The sequence below is a fragment of the Ochrobactrum sp. Q0168 genome (genome assembly GCF_016427605.1).
Classification (GTDB): domain Bacteria; phylum Pseudomonadota; class Alphaproteobacteria; order Rhizobiales; family Rhizobiaceae; genus Brucella.
The window spans coordinates 697,256-714,700 of the sequence record NZ_JAELXQ010000002.1 but is presented as its reverse complement, the minus strand read 5'-3'; the positions used below and the strand labels follow the sequence as shown (position 1 = coordinate 714,700).

The window sequence follows — 17,445 nt, the reverse complement described above, 5'->3', positions numbered from 1 at the left end:
ACATGATCCTTTTTCCCGCCATCGATTTGAAAGACGGTCAATGCGTGCGCCTGAAGCTCGGCGACATGGATCAGGCCACCGTTTACAACACCGACCCAGCTGCGCAGGCCAAAGCCTTTGAAGATCAGGGCTTTGAATGGCTGCATGTGGTCGACCTCAACGGCGCTTTCGCGGGCGAAAGCGTCAATGGTGCTGCGGTTGAAGCAATCCTCAAGGCCACCAAAAACCCGGTGCAGCTGGGTGGCGGCATTCGCACGCTACAGCACATTGAAAGCTGGCTTTCCAAGGGGCTGCATCGCGTCATTCTCGGTACGGTTGCCGTGCGCGATCCTGCGCTGGTGATCGAAGCCTGCAAGGCCTTTCCGGGCCAGGTCGCTGTCGGCATCGACGCCAAGGGCGGCAAGGTCGCCGTTGAAGGCTGGGCGGAAGCGTCTGAGCTTGGCGTGATTGAACTTGCGAAGAAGTTTGAAGGCGCCGGTGTCGCCGCCATCATCTATACGGATATCGACCGCGACGGCGTTCTGGCCGGGATCAATTGGGAATCAACGCTGGCGCTCGCCGAGGCAGTTTCCATTCCGGTGATCGCATCGGGCGGACTTGCCTCGATGGACGATATCAGGCGTCTGGCCGCGCCGGATGCGCGCAAGCTCGAAGGCGCGATTTCAGGCCGTGCGCTTTATGACGGTCGCATCGACCCGGCGGAAGCGCTGACATTGTTGAGGGCAACAGTATGACGCTCAAGGCACGCGTAATTCCCTGTCTCGATGTGAAGGACGGTCGCGTCGTCAAGGGCGTCAACTTTGTCGATCTGATTGATGCGGGCGATCCGGTGGAAGCCGCCCGCGCTTATGATGCGGCGGGCGCGGACGAATTGTGCTTCCTCGACATCACGGCGTCTTCGGACAATCGCGAGACAATTTTCGATGTGGTGGCTCGCACGGCAGAACAGTGCTTCATGCCGCTGACTGTTGGTGGCGGTGTGCGCCAGGTTGCCGATATACGAAAGCTGCTTCTGGCTGGCGCCGACAAGGTGTCGATCAATACGGCGGCGGTGAAGAACCCGGAATTCGTCGCCGAGGCGGCGGACAAGTTCGGCAATCAGTGCATCGTCGTTGCCATCGACGCCAAGAAGGTTTCGGGCGAAGGCGAAGCCGACCGGTGGGAAATTTTCACCCATGGCGGTCGCCAGACCACCGGCATCGATGCGGTGGAATTCGCCCGCAAGGTTGTCGATCTGGGTGCAGGCGAAATCCTGCTCACTTCGATGGACCGCGATGGCACCAAGGCCGGTTACGACGTGGCGCTGACCCGCGCAGTGGCCGACAGCGTGCGCGTGCCGGTGATCGCTTCGGGCGGTGTCGGCAATCTGGACCACATGGTGGCGGGCATTCGCGACGGTCATGCGACGGCCGTGCTGGCCGCTTCGATCTTCCACTTCGGCACCTATTCGATCGGGGAAGCGAAGCGCTATATGGCCGAGGCTGGCATTCCGATGCGGCTCGATCCGGTTCGCTGAACAGACTATAAATGACGGGAGGAACCCCGATGAGCCAGTTTACGCTCGCAGACCTTGAACGCATCGTGGCCGAACGCGCCAGCGCGACCGACGGATCGTCCTATACGGCAAGTCTTGTCGCCAAAGGTCAGACGCGAGCCGCCAAAAAGCTTGGCGAAGAAGCGGTGGAAACGGTCATTGCAGCGGTGAATGGCGATCGCGCTGAAGTGGTCACGGAAAGCGCCGACCTGCTTTATCATTTGCTGGTGGTTCTCAAGATTGCAAATGTGCCACTCAATGAGGTTCTTGCAGAGTTGCAACGCCGCACGGCGCAGACTGGCCTTGAGGAAAAGGCGGGTCGTCCGAAAGCGTAAATGCAAAGCGAATTGAAAGCTGTGAGTTTAGAATTGGCGTTGAGGGAGAGCAGCGACAATATGTGGGAAAAAGTGGACCAGCTAACGCCGTCGCGTTACTCGCCCTACCGTTTCTTTTCGGCAGAGGAATGGGCCGGTTTTCGCGCGGATACTCCCCTCACCCTGACCTATGAAGAGGTCAAGCGGTTGCGTTCGCTGGGCGATCCCATCGATCTCGATGAGGTTCGGCGCATCTATCTGTCGCTGTCGCGACTGCTTTATGCGCATGTCGAGGCAAGCCAGCTTTTGTTTCGCCAGCGCCAGCAATTCCTCAATATGGAGGAATCCTTCAAGACGCCCTTCATCATCGGCGTTGCTGGTTCGGTCGCGGTGGGCAAGTCCACCACGGCGCGTATCCTGAAGGAACTGCTTGCCCGCTGGCCTTCAAGCCCGAAGGTCGATCTGGTGACGACCGACGGTTTCCTTTATCCCAACGCCGTTCTGCGCGAGCAGAATATGATGGAGCGCAAGGGTTTTCCGGAAAGCTACGATATCGGCGCTGTTCTGCGCTTTCTGTCGGCGATCAAGGCGGGCATGAGCCATGTGCGCGCGCCGCTTTATTCGCATCTGAGCTATGACGTGCTGCCGAACGATTACCAGATCGTCGACAAGCCGGACATTCTGATTTTCGAGGGCATCAATGTCCTTCAGGTGCGCGATCTGCCGGAAGACGGCAAGATGGTGCCGTTCGTTTCGGATTTCTTCGACTTCTCGATCTATATCGATGCCGATCCGGAACTGATTCACAAATGGTATATCGACCGTTTCATGCGCCTGCGCGAAACGGCTTTCCGCGATCCGCAATCCTTCTTCCATCGCTATTCGCAGCTTTCGGAAGACGCGGCCCGCTCCATCGGCGAAGGTCTGTGGCAGAATATCAATCTGCGCAATCTCAATGAGAATATTCTCCCGACCCGCCCGCGCGCGGATCTGATCCTGCGCAAGGGCAGCGACCATCTGATCGAAGAGGTCGCCCTCAGGAAGATATGAATAAGGCCGGGGAAACCCGGCCTTTTCCTTGGTCCTATCGCGTGCAGTCCTCGATAAACCGCGCGAGATAGGCGTCGAATACCACTGGCGTTTCACGGAAAGGGGCGTGACCGGCATTGTCGATGACGTGGGTTTTACCCTCCCAAAGATTACCGAAGCGGACTTTCGACACGAAGTCGAGCTCGACGAAGGGCTCGTCGCGGCCATTGACCACGGCGATGGGCAGCTTTGCTGCCGCCACGATATCGCGCTGGTTGTCCCCGGTTCCAGCCGCGAACTTCTCGAACATGATGCGCCGTGCGCGTCCGTCCGTGCGGGCGACGATATCGAGCAGCGAGCCTTCAAACGGTTCGCCGCAGGTGCTGCGGGCATAGGATTCGACATCGCGGGCCGAAAACACTTCCTGTCCGGCCAGCGCCATGTCGGGGCCGCTTTTGAAGCCCTGCCCCACTTCCTCGCGGGCGACCGGCGGCGTGCCGGTGATCATCAGCCCGCGCATGCCGAGATAGCGCGCAATCATCTCAAGCCCGATATGGCCGCCGAGCGACCAGCCGAAAACCACCGCATCGGCCACGCCGAGCTTTTCCAGCACTTCCGTCATGGCGTCGGCATAGCCTTCCATGGAATAGCTGCGATCGGGATCGATGGCGTCGCCGGACTGTCCATGGCCCGGCAGATCGGGCGCGATCACGCGCCATTTCTTGCCGATTTCGCCTTCGAGCTGGTTCTGGAAGATCGCGCTCGCACTCGAATTGCCATGGATCATCAGCAGGGGCGCGCCCTCGCCCGCACTTTCGCGCACCGCGATTTTGCCGTGACTGGTTTCGAGATCGTAAAGTTTCGTGGTCATGCGTTTCCCCTGCTCATGCGGTCTTGTCGGGATTGGAATTTCGGTCTGGAGGCGGTGTTTCAGTCGAAGGAAACCTTGCCGCGCCCCTTTTTGATGTCCGCGCGGCCTGATTTTGCCTTCAGGCGGCGCTCGACGGAGCCTTTGGTGGGCTTGGTCTTCTTGCGCGGCGGCGGTGGCGGCTCGGCGGCCTTGGCGATCAAAGTGATCAGCCGTTCGCGGGCGTCTTCTCGGTTGCGCTCCTGCGTGCGGAAGCGGTTGGCTTCGATGAGAATGTCACCGTCCTTGGTGCCTTTCTGACCGGCCAGCTTGAAAAGGCGCGTGAGAATATCTTCGGGCAATCCCGATTGCGCCGCATGAAAACGCAGCTGCACCGCCGTCGAAACCTTGTTGACGTTCTGTCCGCCGGGACCTGAGGCGCGAATGAAGTTTTCCTCCAGATCGTCCTCGCGGATCGTCAGGCGATTGGTGATGCGGATGATGTTGCGGTTCTCTTCCATGAGAGAAGGCATACACGCTTCGGTTCGGTTGGACAAAAGAAAACCCGGTACACGCATGCCCCCAAAAGTGCGAAGCGGTTTTGGGACAAGGGCATGCGCCGAAAAAGCCATGCTCCCCAAAAGTGCGAAGCGGTTTTGGGGCAAGGACATGCGCAGAAAAGTCATGCGCGCCAAGGCGGGGAACCGAATTGAGGACAAAAGAAAACCCGGCGCGCGGGCCGGGCTCTCTCCCTCCTCAGTATCTCTGAACGATTTTATTCGGCAGCGATGCGGATTGCCGGTGCTGCGTCCTTGACCTCGTGATCGACGTGACGTTCGAACTTTTCGAAGTTGGTGACGAACATATCGACCAGCTTCTTGGCCTGTGCGTCATAGGCGGCCTTGTCGGCCCAGGTCGAACGCGGATCGAGAATGGACGTATCCACACCCGGCACTTCCACCGGAACGGCGAAGCCGAAATTCGGATCGATGCGGAATTCGGCATTGTTCAGCGAGCCGTCGAGAGCGGCGGCCAGAAGCGCGCGGGTTGCCTTGATCGGCATGCGCTTGCCGGTACCATAAGCGCCACCGGTCCAGCCCGTGTTGACCAGCCAGCAATCGACCTTGTGTTCAGCGATCAGCTTGCGCAGCAGATTGCCGTATTCCGAAGGGTGACGCGGCATGAACGGCGCGCCGAAGCAGGTCGAGAAGGTGGCTTCCGGTTCGGTAACGCCCTTTTCCGTGCCCGCGACCTTGGCCGTGTAACCGGACAGGAAGTGGTACATGGCCTGCGCGGGCGTCAGCTTGGCGATTGGCGGCATCACGCCGAAAGCATCGGCGGTCAGCATGATGATGTTCTTCGGCTGGCCGCCCTTGCCCGTCTTCGATGCATTGGGGATGAAATCGAGCGGATAGGCGCAACGGGTGTTTTCGGTCAGCGAGCCATCGTCGAAATCCGGCTGGCGGTTAGCGTCGAGCACGACATTTTCCAGCACGGTGCCGAAACGCTGCGTCGTGGCATAGATTTCCGGCTCCGCTTCGGCGGAAAGGCGGATGGTCTTGGCATAGCAGCCGCCTTCGAAATTGAAGATGCCATGTTCGCCCCAGCCATGCTCGTCGTCGCCGATCAGCGTGCGCGTCGGATCGGCGGAAAGCGTGGTCTTGCCCGTGCCGGACAGGCCGAAGAACACGGCGGTGTCGCCGTTCGGGCCTTCATTGGCCGAGCAATGCATCGGCATCACGCCCTTGGCGGGCAGAATGTAGTTGAGCGCGGTGAAGACCGACTTCTTCATTTCACCCGCATAGGAGGTGCCGCCGATCAGCACGATCTTGCGGGTCAGGTCGACCGCGATCACCGTTTCGGTGCGCACGCCATAACGTTCCGGATCGGCCTTGAAGGACGGCAGATCGATGATCGTCATTTCCGGCACATAGGAAGCAAGCTCTTCCTGGGCCGGACGGATCAGCAGATTGCGGATGAACAGCGAATGCCAGGCATATTCGGTTACAACGCGGGCGTTGATCTTGTTGTCAGCATCCGCGCCGCCGATGAGATCCTGAACGAAAAGCTCCTTGCCCTTCGCATGTTCGATGAAATCGGCATAGAGAAGCTCGAAAGCTTCCGGCGTGATCGGCTTGTTGTTGTCCCACCAGACCTGATCTTCGGTATTGGCGTCGCGGACCACGAACTTGTCCTTCGGCGAACGACCGGTGTGTTGGCCGGTACGGGCAACGAGCGCGCCCTGTGCCGTCAGTTCGGCTTCGCCACGACGGATAGTTTCCTCATAGAGTCGGGCTGGCCCGAGATTATAAAAGACTGCGGAGAGTTCCTTCAGTCCCGAAGTGGCAATGGAAGCGGCCGTATTGTGAATGCCGGTCTCTCTCATGGTGTCTCCGCCATCTTGGTTTGACAAATGAATCGGGCCTCCGTTTTTCCGTTCTCGGAGGAATGGCAGTCAGAAACAGATTAATTGAGGCAATTCAAATATTTAATCGATTTAAAAATTTTGAATTTTTTTTAAATCGTTTAATTATAGCGTTTTCGCGTGTACTATATGTGGAATACAACCAAAGGGTGCATTAACCAAAGAATGATTCGCGAAAGCGTGTTTCACGGCTTCTTACGGCGCTGCCACATTTTGTACCTAATTTGTACTGCACAAGCTGCATCACTATAATAAGATCGATGTGCAAATCAGGCGCTCGATGATCGAACCGCCCTCCAGCCGGTTGCGCCGGGTGGAATGCCAGATGGCAAAACCCCGATGGGAATGCCCCAAATGGGAGATGTCATGGCAAAACATGAAGGAGAAAGGTCCGCATGAAGGAAGCCTCGGCAACGCAGACAATTGCGCTGGTCGACGATGACCGTAACATTCTGACCTCCGTTTCCATTGCGCTGGAGTCGGAAGGCTATCGGGTTGAAACCTATACCGACGGCGCTTCCGCACTCGACGGTCTGATGGCGCGCCCGCCAAATCTTGCGATCTTCGATATCAAGATGCCGCGCATGGATGGCATGGAGCTTCTGCGCCGCCTGCGTCAGAAGTCGGATCTCCCGGTCATCTTCCTGACCTCGAAGGACGACGAGATCGATGAACTCTTCGGTCTGAAGATGGGCGCGGACGATTTCATCACCAAGCCGTTTTCGCAGCGTCTGCTGGTGGAGCGCGTCAAGGCGGTTCTGCGCCGCGTCGCAGCCCGCGATGGTACGGCCAAGCCTGCGGGGCAGCCGTCCAAGTCGTTGGAACGCGGCCAGCTGGTCATGGATCAGGAACGCCATACCTGTACCTGGAAGGGCGAGCCTGTCACGCTGACGGTCACCGAATTCCTCATCCTGCATTCGCTGGCGCAACGCCCCGGCGTCGTGAAAAGCCGTGACGCCTTGATGGATGCGGCCTATGATGAGCAGGTCTATGTGGACGATCGCACTATCGACAGCCACATCAAGCGCCTTCGCAAGAAGTTCAAGGTGGTTGACGACGACTTCGAGATGATCGAAACGCTCTATGGCGTCGGCTATCGCTTCCGCGAGGCTTGATAGGTCAAGGTTACCAATGCCGGGCATCGCCCGGCATTGATCCAATGTGAGTAAACAGAAGCGAGATGGTCGCAGAGACCCGGAACGAAAGCCAGAAGGCGGGTTTGCAGGCAAGTTTGCAAGCGAACCTGCGCGAGCGCAGGGCACGGCGGCAGCGCTCGGTGTTCTGGCGTCGCCTGTTTGCGCCCTTCCGCAAGTTTCTTGGCCAGTATCTCTTTTCGAGCCTGACGCGCCGCATCCTGTTCCTCAATCTTGCGGCGCTCGGCGTGCTGGTTTCCGGCATTCTCTATATGAACCAGTTCCGCGAGGGGCTGATCGATGCCAAGATTGAAAGCCTTCTAACGCAGGGCAAGATCATCGCTGCGGCCATTTCGGCCTCGGCAACGGTCGATACCAACTCGCTGATGGTCGATCCGGAAAAGCTTCTGGAGCTGCAAGCCGGGCAAAGCCTGACCCCCTCGCCCGATTCTCCTGACAATTGGGAATTCCCGATCAATCCGGAAAAGGTTTCGCCGCTGTTGCGCCGGCTGATTTCGCCGACGAGCACGCGGGCGCGTATCTATGACCGTTACGCCAATCTGCTGCTGGATTCTCGTGCGCTCTATTCGTCGAGCTTCCCGTCATCCAGCCCGGTGCTGAGTTATCCCCTACCGCCGATCGATGGTGAGACCCCGGGCCTTTGGGAGCGTTTCAGCCAATGGTTCAGTGGTTTTTTCTTTGGCGGCGGCTTGCCCATTTATCAGGAACAGCCGGGCGGTAACGGTCTTGCCTTCCCCGAGATCGTCAAGGCGCTGACGGGTTCCCCGCAAACGGCGCAGCGGCGAAACGAGAAGGGCGAACTGGTGGTTTCGGTCGCGGTTCCCGTCCAGCGCTCGCGCGCCATTCTGGGCGTGTTGCTTCTGTCGACCGAGGGCGACGATATCGACAAGATCGTGCAGGGCGAGCGCATGGCGGTCTTCCGCGTGTTCGGCGTCGTCGCGCTCGTCATGGTGATCCTGTCGCTTTTCCTCGCATCGACCATTGCAAGTCCGCTGCGCAAATTGTCAGCTGCGGCGGACCGTGTCCGCCATGGCGTCAAGAGCCGTGTTGAAATTCCCGATTTCTCGGAACGTCAGGACGAAGTGGGGCATCTCTCCACCTCCATCCGCGAGATGACGGACGCGCTCTATACGCGTATCGAAGCCATTGAGAGCTTTGCCGCCGATGTCAGTCACGAGCTGAAGAACCCCCTCACCTCGCTTCGCAGCGCGGTGGAGACCCTGCCCCTCGCCAAGTCGGAGGAATCGCGCAAGCGTCTTCTCGACATAATCCAGCATGATGTGCGCCGTCTCGACCGCTTGATCACCGATATTTCGGATGCTTCGCGCCTCGATGCGGAACTTGCGCGTGAACATATCGACCGCGTCGATATGAAGACGCTGCTGACCAACCTTGTGACTGCCGCGCGCGAAGTGCGCCGCAACAAGGTCGGCACCGAGATCGTCTTCAATACCGGCAAGCTGCCCGCAGGCAAAAAAGCATTCTATGTCGCGGGCCATGATCTGCGGCTCGGCCAGGTGGTGAGCAACCTCATTGAAAATGCGCGCTCCTTTGTGCCGGAGGATACGGGCCGTATCGTGGTGACGCTGCAGGGCGAAGGCAGTCGTCTGCGTGTACTCGTCGAGGATAATGGACCGGGCATTCCGATTGAGAATATCGAGCGGATTTTCGAGCGTTTCTACACGGATCGCCCGGCATCGGAGGCTTTCGGTCAAAATTCCGGCCTTGGTCTGTCGATCAGCCGCCAGATCATCGAAGCCCATGGCGGCACGCTGACGGCCGAGAATATTGTGGATCCGGCCAAGCCCGATCACTTCAAGGGCGCCCGTTTCATCGTCGATCTGCCGGCCAGCGCATGACTCCGGAAGAAGCCAAAAGCGGTCTCCATGCCACGACCGTGCAATTGCGCGGCAAGGGCGTGATGATCATGGGCCGCTCGGGCGCGGGCAAGACCGAGCTGGCGCTGACACTGGTGGAGCGCGCCACCCTTCGTGGCGAAGAGGCGGCGCTTGTCAGCGACGATCGCACGATGCTGCGCGCCGAAGACAATCGCCTGATCGCGAGCCCACCGGCGGCCCTCGCGGGCGGTGTCGAGATTCGCGGCGCTGGCTTGTTCAAGGTGCCCTTCGCCGCCAGTACGACGCTTGAGCAGGTGATCTGGCTCGTGGCGCGCGACGAAGCGGAACGCTATCCCGGCGGGGGAATGTGGAGCTTTGAAGGGATCGATCTGCCGCGTCTGCTTTTGCCGTCCCTGTCGTCAAATGGCGATTCCAACGCGCTTTCGCGGGCGATAGAGGCTACTTTATTCTACGAACGATGGTCGCCGGAGAATCGCTGAGCCGATGATGGTTTCGATTCGATGAAGATTTCACACCTCTGCGGCATTTTGCTTTTTTCAAGGCAGGGTAGAGATTTTTCACTTGCTATCAGGATTTGCCCTGCCAAGATGCACAACTCGCCGGCATGGTTCCGGCTGCAGTATGATCCTTAAAACGCGACAGGTTTTTTGGAGTGATCGTACTGGAACAAAGCAGGCGTCAACTGATCATCTGGCGGGGTGATGCGGCGGGCGCGCGACGGGAGCTTTTATAGTATGATCGGACTCGTGCTTGTTACGCACGGAAGGCTGGCCGAAGAGTTTCTTCATGCCGTTGAGCATGTGGTAGGCCCGCAGGATAATTTTGAAACCGTATGCATCGGTGCGGAAGATGACATGGAGCAGCGTCGGCGCGATATCGTCGAAGCTGTCGAACGCGCCGAAAATGGCAGCGGCGTCATCATCTTGACCGACATGTTCGGTGGAACTCCATCCAATCTGGCCATTTCGGTCATGCAGGAAGGCAAGATTGAAGTCATCGCAGGCGTCAATCTGCCGATGCTCATCAAGCTTTCGAGCGTGCGGATCGGGGGCGATATCAAGACTGCGCTTCGCGAGGCGCAGGATGCCGGGCGCAAATATATCAATGTCGCAAGTCAGGTTCTGACAGGAAAGTAATCTATGCCGTCCAGCGTCACGGTTACGGGCGAATACGATCCCGAAACTGCCATTTCCCGGTCGATTGAGATCGTCAACAAGCGCGGGCTGCACGCTCGCGCCTCAGCCAAGTTCGTCCAGCTCGTCGATGGCTATGACGCGCATGTCCGCGTGTCCAAGGACGGCATGACGGTTGGCGGCACCTCGATCATGGGGCTGATGATGCTGGCCGCCTCGCCCGGCTGCTGCATCGAGGTCAGCGCCTCGGGCGAACAGGCCGAAGCCGTGCTCGACGCCTTGCAGGTGCTGATTGCCGACAAGTTCGGCGAGGAATGCTGACCGTCGTTCAACCGACCTCTCGTTCCCAGTTCGATATGCACGTATAAAGATTTGTTTATATGAAGTTGTGCTTCGCCCCGCGATCTGCTAGTCAAAGCGGCAGCCGGAGCGGCCTCTATCGACAATATTCCGCTCCTGAACCATGTCTACAACGCCATTCCGAACCGGGTTCACTGCCCTGTCGGAATTGTTTTTGATTGGAGCACGCGATGACCGCAAGCCAAGATTTCGTCGTCAAGGATCTGAGCCTGGCCGACTGGGGCCGCAAGGAACTCGACATTGCCGAAACCGAAATGCCGGGCCTGATGGCTGCGCGCGCGGAATTCGGCAAGACGCAGCCGCTAAAGGGCGCGCGCATTTCCGGTTCGCTGCACATGACGATCCAGACCGCCGTTCTGATCGAGACGCTCAAGGCGCTTGGCGCCGATGTGCGCTGGGCATCGTGCAACATCTTCTCGACGCAGGACCATGCCGCTGCGGCTATTGCCGCCACCGGCACGCCGGTTTTCGCCATCAAGGGCGAAACCCTTGAAGAATACTGGACCTATACCGACCAGATCTTCCAGTGGCCGGATGGTCAGCCGTCCAACATGATCCTCGACGATGGCGGCGACGCCACCATGTATATCCTCATCGGCGCGCGCGCCGAAGCCGGTGAAGACGTTCTGTCGAATCCCGGTTCGGAAGAAGAGGAAGTTCTCTTCGCGCAGATCAAGAAGCGCATGGCTGCAACGCCGGGCTTCTTCTCCAAGCAGCGCGACGCCATCAAGGGCGTGACGGAAGAAACCACCACCGGCGTCAATCGTCTGTATCAATTGCAGAAGAAGGGTCTCCTGCCCTTCCCGGCGATCAACGTCAATGACAGCGTGACCAAGTCGAAGTTCGACAACAAATATGGCTGCAAGGAATCGCTGGTCGACGGTATCCGTCGCGGCACCGATGTGATGATGGCTGGCAAGGTCGCCGTCGTCTGCGGTTATGGCGATGTCGGCAAAGGCTCTGCCCAGTCGCTGGCCGGTGCTGGCGCCCGCGTCAAGGTGACGGAAGTCGATCCGATCTGCGCCCTTCAGGCTGCCATGGACGGCTTTGAAGTCGTGACGCTCAGCGATGCCGCCCCGACCGCCGATATCGTGATCACCACGACCGGCAACAAGGACGTCATCACGCTGGACGACATGCGCAAGATGAAAGACATGTGCATCGTCGGCAATATCGGCCACTTCGACAACGAAATTCAGATTGCCGCTCTGCGCAACCTTAAATGGACCAATGTCAAGCCGCAGGTCGATCTCATCGAGTTCCCGGACGGCAAGCGCCTGATCCTTCTCTCGGAAGGCCGCCTGCTTAATCTCGGCAATGCGACCGGCCATCCGAGCTTCGTGATGTCGGCTTCCTTCACCAATCAGGTGTTGGCCCAGATCGAGCTTTACACGCGTCCGGAAGCCTACAAGAACGAAGTCTATGTTCTGCCGAAGCATCTCGACGAGAAGGTCGCGCGCCTGCATCTCGACAAGCTGGGTGCGAAACTGACTGTGCTTTCTGAGGAACAGGCAGCCTATATCGGCGTCACTCCACAGGGCCCGTTCAAGTCCGAGCACTACAGATATTAACCATCGGTTAAGCATTCTACTACATGTTGAGACTGGACAGTTGACAGGCTGTCCAGTCTTTCTTTTTGCGCGCAACATGCTTCACCTGGATTCGTCGGAAGGGTATTGTGAAGACGAATCAAAAGCATTCCCGGCAAAAGTGTATTGCGGTTTTGTTGATCGGGAATGCGAAGAAACAATGTGTTTTGGCGGGTGTTCGCGTGGTGCGTTTTTTGCCGGTTTCGGCGGGAAGCGGCTGGTTGTTTCGTCCCTGAAACCCGTTCGACTATCGGCACTGTGGCGGTGCGTGATGGCCGATCGAGACGTTGAAGTGTTTGAAATGCGGATGTGCGTCCGTTTGCGGATGCACAGTCGGGTGGCGGAGAAAAGGGAAACATGCCAGAAGTCGGCATATCGGGCACAGCCCGGGGCAATTCCACAATCGGAAGAGGCAAGAGCCTGACGGTTGCTCTCGCTTGTGTTGCAAAGCCACTTCGGCATGTCGTTTTAAAGGCGACCGTGTCAGTTTCCGCCGTCCTTGCCGCAATGCCCGCTTTCGCGCAGGGCGCTGACGGTGCGCGTATCGAGTTGCCTTTTGGCGGCGGCAGCGTTGGCGCTTTCGAAGTCATCCAGTTTTCCATGTTTGTTGGCGCCATGGGCGCGGCCCTGCTTTCCGCAGGCTGGCTCATTCGCGAGCGCGCCCGCGCCGCCAATGAAAACAAGGAACTGCGCTCAAAACTCTCTGATCTCAGCCTTACGGCGCAGCGCAATGAAGCGCTTCTCAATCTCAAGGATCAGCGCATCGTCGTCTGGGACGGTCATACGATGCGGGCCGACGTGGTCGGGCAATTGCCGGATGACAGCGGCGCGCCGCAGGATCGTTCAGCCTTTCTGGCATTCGGTCGCTGGCTGCGCCCGCAATCGGTCACGGCACTGGAACGTGCCGTTGCGTCGCTGCGCGAACATGCGCGGGCTTTCGATCTGACGGTCGAAACCAATAATGGCACGCTGCTTGATGTTTATGGCCGCACCTCCGGCGGTTTGGCTGTCGCCCGCTTCTTCAGCCTGCAGGGCGTTCAGGCGGAGCGCGCAGCACTTCAGGCGCAGAATCGCGAATTGTCCGACCGGATCGAGCTTCTGCGCCGCCTGCTGGAGCGCATCGAGCAACCCGTCTGGGTGCGCGGTGGCAATGGCCGCATCGAATGGGTCAATGACGCTTATGCGCGCGCTGTCGATATGCCTGATGCCAGCCAGACAATTGCGGAAGGCCGCGAGCTTTTCGGCGCGCAGGCGCGAATCCGCCTGGAGCGGGATCGTTTTGCCGAGCCGGTCCTGCATGAGAAATTGCCAACGGTGATCCGTGGCGATCGCCGCATTTTCGACGTGACCGATGTGAGTGCCGAAGGCGGTTCCGCCGGTCTCGGTTTCGATCTGAGCGAAGTCGAGCAGGTGCGTGAAGAACTGAGCCGCACGCTCAAAAGCCATGCTGAAACGCTGGATCAACTGTCGACTGCGGTTGCGATTTTTGATCCGGAAATGAAGCTCCAGTTCTTCAATCAGGCCTTTGCGAAGCTCTGGTCGCTCGATACGGCGTGGCTCGAAACCCAGCCAAGCAACACCTTGCTCTTCGACCGGCTGCGGTCCGAAGGCAAGCTGCCGGAACAGCCGGAATGGCGCAAGTGGAAGGACGGTTTACTGTCCGCCTATCGCGCCGTCGAGCCGCAGGAACATATGTGGCATCTGCCCGATACGCGCACCATGCGCGTGGTCGCCAATCCGCATCCGCAGGGCGGCGTGACGTGGTTCTTCGAGAACATGACGGAAAAGTTCGAGCTGGAAGGCCGCTACAACACGCTGATCAAGGTTCAGGGCGAAACGCTCGATCATCTGGCCGAGGCCGTGGCGGTGTTCGGTTCCGATGGCCGCATGCGCTTGTCCAATCCGTCGTTTGCGGACCTGTGGTCGCTGCCTCAAGCCATGGTCGTGGAAGGCACCCACATTTCCACGATTGCAAAGCTTTGCCGCGAACGCGGCGGCAACGGTCTCTGGGACGATTTCGTGTCCTCGGTGACCGGCTTCCTCGACCAGCGTGACGGTCGCATGGGGCAGGTGGAGCTGGATGACGGTGTGATCCTGTCCTTCGCGGTGGTGCCGCTGCCCAAGGGGCAGACCATGCTGACCTTCATCGACGTGACCGACACGGTGCGCGTCGAGCGGGCCCTCAAGGAAAAGAACGAAGCGCTGGAACTGGCCGACCAGATCAAGAATGATTTCGTGCAGCACGTCTCCTACGAGCTGCGTTCGCCGCTGACCAACATCATCGGCTTTACCGAACTGCTGCAGACGCCGTCCTTCGGCTCGCTCAACGAGCGTCAGGTGGAATATCTGGAGCATATCAGCACGTCGTCATCGGTCCTGCTGACCATCGTGAACGATATTCTCGATCTTGCGACCGTCGATGCCGGCATTATGGAGCTGGAAATCGGCGATGTATCGGTGGTGGAAGCGATTTCGGCGGCGGCTTCCCGGGTGAGCGAACGTCTGCGTGATCATGATATTGGACTCGATGTCGATATTGCCGACGATGTCGATGTCTTCAAGGCAGACGCCAATCGCGTGCGGCAGGTGCTTTTCAACCTTCTGTCCAATGCGACCAATTACGCGCCGGAAGGCTCGACCGTCAGCTTGCAGGTTGCCCGCGAAGGGTCCGAAGTGGTCTTCTCTGTTCATGATGACGGGCACGGTATGTCGCCGGAAGTGCTGGACACGGTCTTCAAGCGCTTCCAGTCCTATCCGAATGGCGGGCGCAAGCGCGGTGCGGGGCTTGGCCTCGCCATCGTGAAAAGCTTCGTCGAGCTGCATGGCGGCAAGGTCGATATCGAGACCGGCGCGGGCAGGGGAACGACCGTCATCTGCCGCTTCCCGTCGGAGACACGCAGCTTCCGTGTTGCTGCCGAATAAGGTAAACGGTGCCTATGAGCGCCCAGACACAGATTCTCGAATTCTATTTGCCCGATGAAGCCGCCACACTCCGGTTTGGCGAGGATTTCGCTCTCGCTCTGCAAAAGGGCGATCTGGTCACGCTTTCCGGTGATCTGGGGGCGGGGAAGTCGTCGCTGGCCCGCGCGGTCATCCGCGCCATCGCTGACAATCCGGGGCTGGAAGTGCCAAGCCCGACCTTCACGCTGGTGCAAAGCTACGAGGCGCTTCGTCTGCCCGTCGCCCATGCCGATCTTTATCGCCTGTCTTCCGGCGAAGAACTCGACGAGCTGGGACTGGTCGAATTTCTGGATGATGGCGTCGTGCTTGCCGAATGGCCGGAGCGCGGCGAGGGCTTTTTGTCCGAAGCAAATTTTTCGGTCACGCTTTCGCATGAAGGGGCAGGGCGGCGCATCGCCATTGCCGGGCCGAAAGCCGCGATCAGCCGTCTGGAACGCTCGCTGGCCATTCGTACATTCCTTGATCGCCACGACCGGCAGGGGGCCGAACGGCGCTATTTGCAAGGCGATGCATCCCCGCGCAAATATGAAACGATCCGTAGCGCGCATGGCGTCGAGATTCTCATGAATGCGCCGCAGATGCCCTATGATCCAATATTGCGAGAGGGCAAGACCTATCGGCAGATTGCGCATCTTGCTGAAAATATTCTGGCTTTCGCCGCCATTGACGGGCTTTTGGCCGCGCATGGCTTTCGCGTGCCGGACATGCGCGCCGCCGATCTGGACGCCGGTTTTCTGGTTCTGGAAAATCTGGGCGTTGAGGGCGTGCGCGCCGCTTCGGGTGAGCCGGTGGCGGAACGCTATGAGGCGGCAGGCCGTTTTCTTGCGCATCTGCATGGCGTGAACTGGCCGAACCGGGTGCCGCTCAATGGCTATCCCGATCATCTGATTGGGCCCTTCGACCGCGATGCCATGCTGATCGAAGTGAGCCTTGTCGGGCAGTGGTATGCGCCGCGCATGATGGGCCGACAGCTGACCGACACAGAAAAGCAGGCTTACGAAGCTGCCTGGGACAAGGTGATTACCGATATCGCCGATGTGGAACAGAGCCTGTTGCTGCGCGATTATCATTCGCCGAACCTGTTCTGGTTTCCGGAAGCCGAAGGCAAGGACCGCATCGGGACCATCGATTTTCAGGATGCGATGATCGGTCCCGCTGCCTATGACGTGGCCTCGCTGGCGCTCGACGCGCGCGTGACTATTCCGGTCGAACTGGAACAGGCGGTTGTGGCCGCTTATTGCGACGAGCGCCGCCGCCTCGGCCATGCATTCGATGAAGCTTTGTTCCGCAAGGCCTATGCGGCCATGGGCGCGCAGCGCAATGCCAAGCTGCTCGGTCTCTTCGTGAGGCTCGATGAACGCGACGGTAAACCGGCTTATCTCCAACATCTGCCGCGCATCCATGATTATCTCGGACGTGTGCTTGTTCACCCGGTCATGGCGCCCGTGGCGGCATGGTTCCGTGCGCTGGGATTGATGCAGGAAGGGCTCGTGCGCAATGAAAATGCCTGAGACGGCCATGGTTCTGGCGGCGGGGCTGGGCAAGCGTATGCGCCCCATCACCGAAACAATCCCCAAGCCGCTGGTCAAGGTCGCGGGAAAGCCGCTGATCGACTGGGGTCTGGACGCGCTGGAAGCTGTTGGCGTGCCCAACGCGGTTGTGAATGTACATTATTTAGCCGACCAACTCGATGCGTATCTTGCCGACCGGGCAAAGCCGCATATCGTCATTTCCGACGAGCGCGATCTGTTGCTCGATTCCGCAGGCGGTATCGTCAAGGCATTGCCGCAACTGGGAACGTCTCCGTTCTATCTTTTGAACGCCGATACGTTCTGGGTGGGCGATATGGCGAAGCCCAATCTGGCGGCTTTGAGCGAAGCCTGGGACGATGCAGATATGGATATCCTGCTGATGACGGCAGGGCTCGACCAAGCCACCGGATTTGAGGGGAAGGGCGATTTTGTCGCCGATGATGCAGGCCGTTTGCGCCGCGCCCGCGATGTGGCGGGAACGCCGCTCATTTATGCAGGGGCCGGTATCATTCATCCGCGCATTTTCGCAGGCGCAAAGCCTGAAGTCGCGTCGCTCAATCGATATTTCGATAAGGCCATCGCTGAAGGCCGACTTTATGGTATGCCCATGGTCGGGCATTGGCTGACGGTCGGAACGCCGGAAGCCATTGGTCAAGCGGAGGCCGCACTTTCCGCACTGGTTTGAGACGAATTTATTTGAGCCAAAGT

General features: G+C 59.0%; 16 protein-coding genes. 13 read left to right on the top strand and 3 right to left on the bottom strand.

The window, feature by feature from the left end:
- Positions 1-2: 2 nt before the first annotated feature.
- Genes hisA through coaA form a run of 4 tightly spaced genes read left to right on the top strand, consistent with a single transcriptional unit; the run spans position 3 to position 2,898 of the window.
- The gene (hisA, locus tag JAU75_RS07610) at positions 3-734 is read left to right on the top strand and encodes a 1-(5-phosphoribosyl)-5-[(5-phosphoribosylamino)methylideneamino]imidazole-4-carboxamide isomerase (RefSeq protein ID WP_199055899.1); all 732 of its coding nucleotides are present in this window, start codon (positions 3-5) and stop codon (positions 732-734) included.
- Positions 731-1,516, top strand: a complete 786-nt coding sequence (gene hisF, locus JAU75_RS07605; RefSeq protein WP_078337642.1) for an imidazole glycerol phosphate synthase subunit HisF — start codon at positions 731-733, stop codon at positions 1,514-1,516. The genes hisA and hisF overlap by 4 nt, the downstream gene beginning before the upstream one ends.
- A 29-nt stretch (positions 1,517-1,545) precedes the next feature.
- Positions 1,546-1,869, top strand: a complete 324-nt coding sequence (locus tag JAU75_RS07600) for a phosphoribosyl-ATP diphosphatase (RefSeq protein ID WP_199055898.1) — start codon at positions 1,546-1,548, stop codon at positions 1,867-1,869.
- A 60-nt stretch (positions 1,870-1,929) separates the two neighbouring features.
- Complete coding sequence (gene coaA / locus JAU75_RS07595; RefSeq protein WP_199055897.1) at positions 1,930-2,898, top strand: type I pantothenate kinase; 969 nt, start codon at positions 1,930-1,932, stop codon at positions 2,896-2,898.
- Between the two features lie 34 nt (positions 2,899-2,932).
- Here the strand turns inward: coaA and JAU75_RS07590 are convergent, their stop codons facing one another.
- The 3 genes from JAU75_RS07590 to JAU75_RS07580 all read right to left on the bottom strand — a co-directional run bounded on the left by JAU75_RS07590 (position 2,933) and on the right by JAU75_RS07580 (position 6,110).
- Positions 2,933-3,748, bottom strand: coding sequence for an alpha/beta fold hydrolase (locus JAU75_RS07590; protein ID WP_199055896.1), 816 nt, complete (start codon positions 3,746-3,748; stop codon positions 2,933-2,935).
- 59 nt (positions 3,749-3,807) lie between these two features.
- Positions 3,808-4,257: an alternative ribosome rescue aminoacyl-tRNA hydrolase ArfB gene (gene arfB / locus JAU75_RS07585; protein WP_199055895.1), complete on the bottom strand. Its 450-nt coding sequence runs from the start codon at positions 4,255-4,257 to the stop codon at positions 3,808-3,810.
- Positions 4,258-4,499: 242 nt separating this feature from the next.
- Positions 4,500-6,110, bottom strand: a complete 1,611-nt coding sequence (locus JAU75_RS07580; protein ID WP_199055894.1) for a phosphoenolpyruvate carboxykinase — start codon at positions 6,108-6,110, stop codon at positions 4,500-4,502.
- A gap of 434 nt (positions 6,111-6,544) precedes the next feature.
- Here JAU75_RS07580 and JAU75_RS07575 point away from each other — a divergent pair, with 434 nt between their 5' ends.
- The 9 genes from JAU75_RS07575 to JAU75_RS07535 all read left to right on the top strand — a co-directional run bounded on the left by JAU75_RS07575 (position 6,545) and on the right by JAU75_RS07535 (position 17,422).
- Complete coding sequence (locus JAU75_RS07575) at positions 6,545-7,264, top strand: response regulator transcription factor (protein WP_078337648.1); 720 nt, start codon at positions 6,545-6,547, stop codon at positions 7,262-7,264.
- Between the two features lie 65 nt (positions 7,265-7,329).
- The gene (locus JAU75_RS07570) at positions 7,330-9,162 is read left to right on the top strand and encodes a stimulus-sensing domain-containing protein (protein ID WP_199055893.1); all 1,833 of its coding nucleotides are present in this window, start codon (positions 7,330-7,332) and stop codon (positions 9,160-9,162) included.
- Complete coding sequence (locus JAU75_RS07565) at positions 9,159-9,641, top strand: HPr kinase/phosphorylase (protein ID WP_199055892.1); 483 nt, start codon at positions 9,159-9,161, stop codon at positions 9,639-9,641. Before JAU75_RS07570 ends, JAU75_RS07565 begins: the two co-directional genes overlap by 4 nt.
- A 255-nt stretch (positions 9,642-9,896) precedes the next feature.
- Positions 9,897-10,298, top strand: coding sequence for a PTS sugar transporter subunit IIA (locus JAU75_RS07560; protein WP_109370045.1), 402 nt, complete (start codon positions 9,897-9,899; stop codon positions 10,296-10,298).
- 3 nt (positions 10,299-10,301) lie between these two features.
- Positions 10,302-10,616 (top strand): HPr family phosphocarrier protein, encoded by a 315-nt coding sequence (locus JAU75_RS07555; RefSeq protein ID WP_199055891.1) that lies wholly within the window; start codon positions 10,302-10,304, stop codon positions 10,614-10,616.
- Between the two features lie 209 nt (positions 10,617-10,825).
- A complete protein-coding gene (gene ahcY / locus JAU75_RS07550; RefSeq protein ID WP_199055890.1) occupies positions 10,826-12,226 on the top strand; it encodes an adenosylhomocysteinase in 1,401 nt (466 codons plus the stop codon).
- A 375-nt stretch (positions 12,227-12,601) separates the two neighbouring features.
- A complete protein-coding gene (locus JAU75_RS07545) occupies positions 12,602-15,166 on the top strand; it encodes a PAS domain-containing sensor histidine kinase (protein ID WP_199055889.1) in 2,565 nt (854 codons plus the stop codon).
- 14 nt (positions 15,167-15,180) lie between these two features.
- The gene (gene tsaE, locus JAU75_RS07540) at positions 15,181-16,716 is read left to right on the top strand and encodes a tRNA (adenosine(37)-N6)-threonylcarbamoyltransferase complex ATPase subunit type 1 TsaE (protein ID WP_199055888.1); all 1,536 of its coding nucleotides are present in this window, start codon (positions 15,181-15,183) and stop codon (positions 16,714-16,716) included.
- On the top strand, positions 16,703-17,422 hold the full coding sequence (locus JAU75_RS07535) for a nucleotidyltransferase family protein (protein ID WP_199055887.1): 720 nt from the start codon (positions 16,703-16,705) through the stop codon (positions 17,420-17,422). The genes tsaE and JAU75_RS07535 overlap by 14 nt, the downstream gene beginning before the upstream one ends.
- Positions 17,423-17,445: the final 23 nt, after the last annotated feature.

Bases quoted from the DNA above. Each gene is read 5' to 3' on its own strand.
- hisA (WP_199055899.1), top strand. From the start codon at position 3: ATGATCCTTTTTCCCGCCATCGATTTGAAAGACGGTCAATGCGTGCGC.
- hisF (WP_078337642.1), top strand. From the start codon at position 731: ATGACGCTCAAGGCACGCGTAATTCCCTGTCTCGATGTGAAGGACGGT.
- JAU75_RS07600 (WP_199055898.1), top strand. From the start codon at position 1,546: ATGAGCCAGTTTACGCTCGCAGACCTTGAACGCATCGTGGCCGAACGC.
- coaA (WP_199055897.1), top strand. From the start codon at position 1,930: ATGTGGGAAAAAGTGGACCAGCTAACGCCGTCGCGTTACTCGCCCTAC.
- JAU75_RS07590 (WP_199055896.1), bottom strand. From the start codon at position 3,748: ATGACCACGAAACTTTACGATCTCGAAACCAGTCACGGCAAAATCGCG.
- arfB (WP_199055895.1), bottom strand. From the start codon at position 4,257: ATGCCTTCTCTCATGGAAGAGAACCGCAACATCATCCGCATCACCAAT.
- JAU75_RS07580 (WP_199055894.1), bottom strand. From the start codon at position 6,110: ATGAGAGAGACCGGCATTCACAATACGGCCGCTTCCATTGCCACTTCG.
- JAU75_RS07575 (WP_078337648.1), top strand. From the start codon at position 6,545: ATGAAGGAAGCCTCGGCAACGCAGACAATTGCGCTGGTCGACGATGAC.
- JAU75_RS07570 (WP_199055893.1), top strand. From the start codon at position 7,330: ATGGTCGCAGAGACCCGGAACGAAAGCCAGAAGGCGGGTTTGCAGGCA.
- JAU75_RS07565 (WP_199055892.1), top strand. From the start codon at position 9,159: ATGACTCCGGAAGAAGCCAAAAGCGGTCTCCATGCCACGACCGTGCAA.
- JAU75_RS07560 (WP_109370045.1), top strand. From the start codon at position 9,897: ATGATCGGACTCGTGCTTGTTACGCACGGAAGGCTGGCCGAAGAGTTT.
- JAU75_RS07555 (WP_199055891.1), top strand. From the start codon at position 10,302: ATGCCGTCCAGCGTCACGGTTACGGGCGAATACGATCCCGAAACTGCC.
- ahcY (WP_199055890.1), top strand. From the start codon at position 10,826: ATGACCGCAAGCCAAGATTTCGTCGTCAAGGATCTGAGCCTGGCCGAC.
- JAU75_RS07545 (WP_199055889.1), top strand. From the start codon at position 12,602: ATGCCAGAAGTCGGCATATCGGGCACAGCCCGGGGCAATTCCACAATC.
- tsaE (WP_199055888.1), top strand. From the start codon at position 15,181: ATGAGCGCCCAGACACAGATTCTCGAATTCTATTTGCCCGATGAAGCC.
- JAU75_RS07535 (WP_199055887.1), top strand. From the start codon at position 16,703: ATGAAAATGCCTGAGACGGCCATGGTTCTGGCGGCGGGGCTGGGCAAG.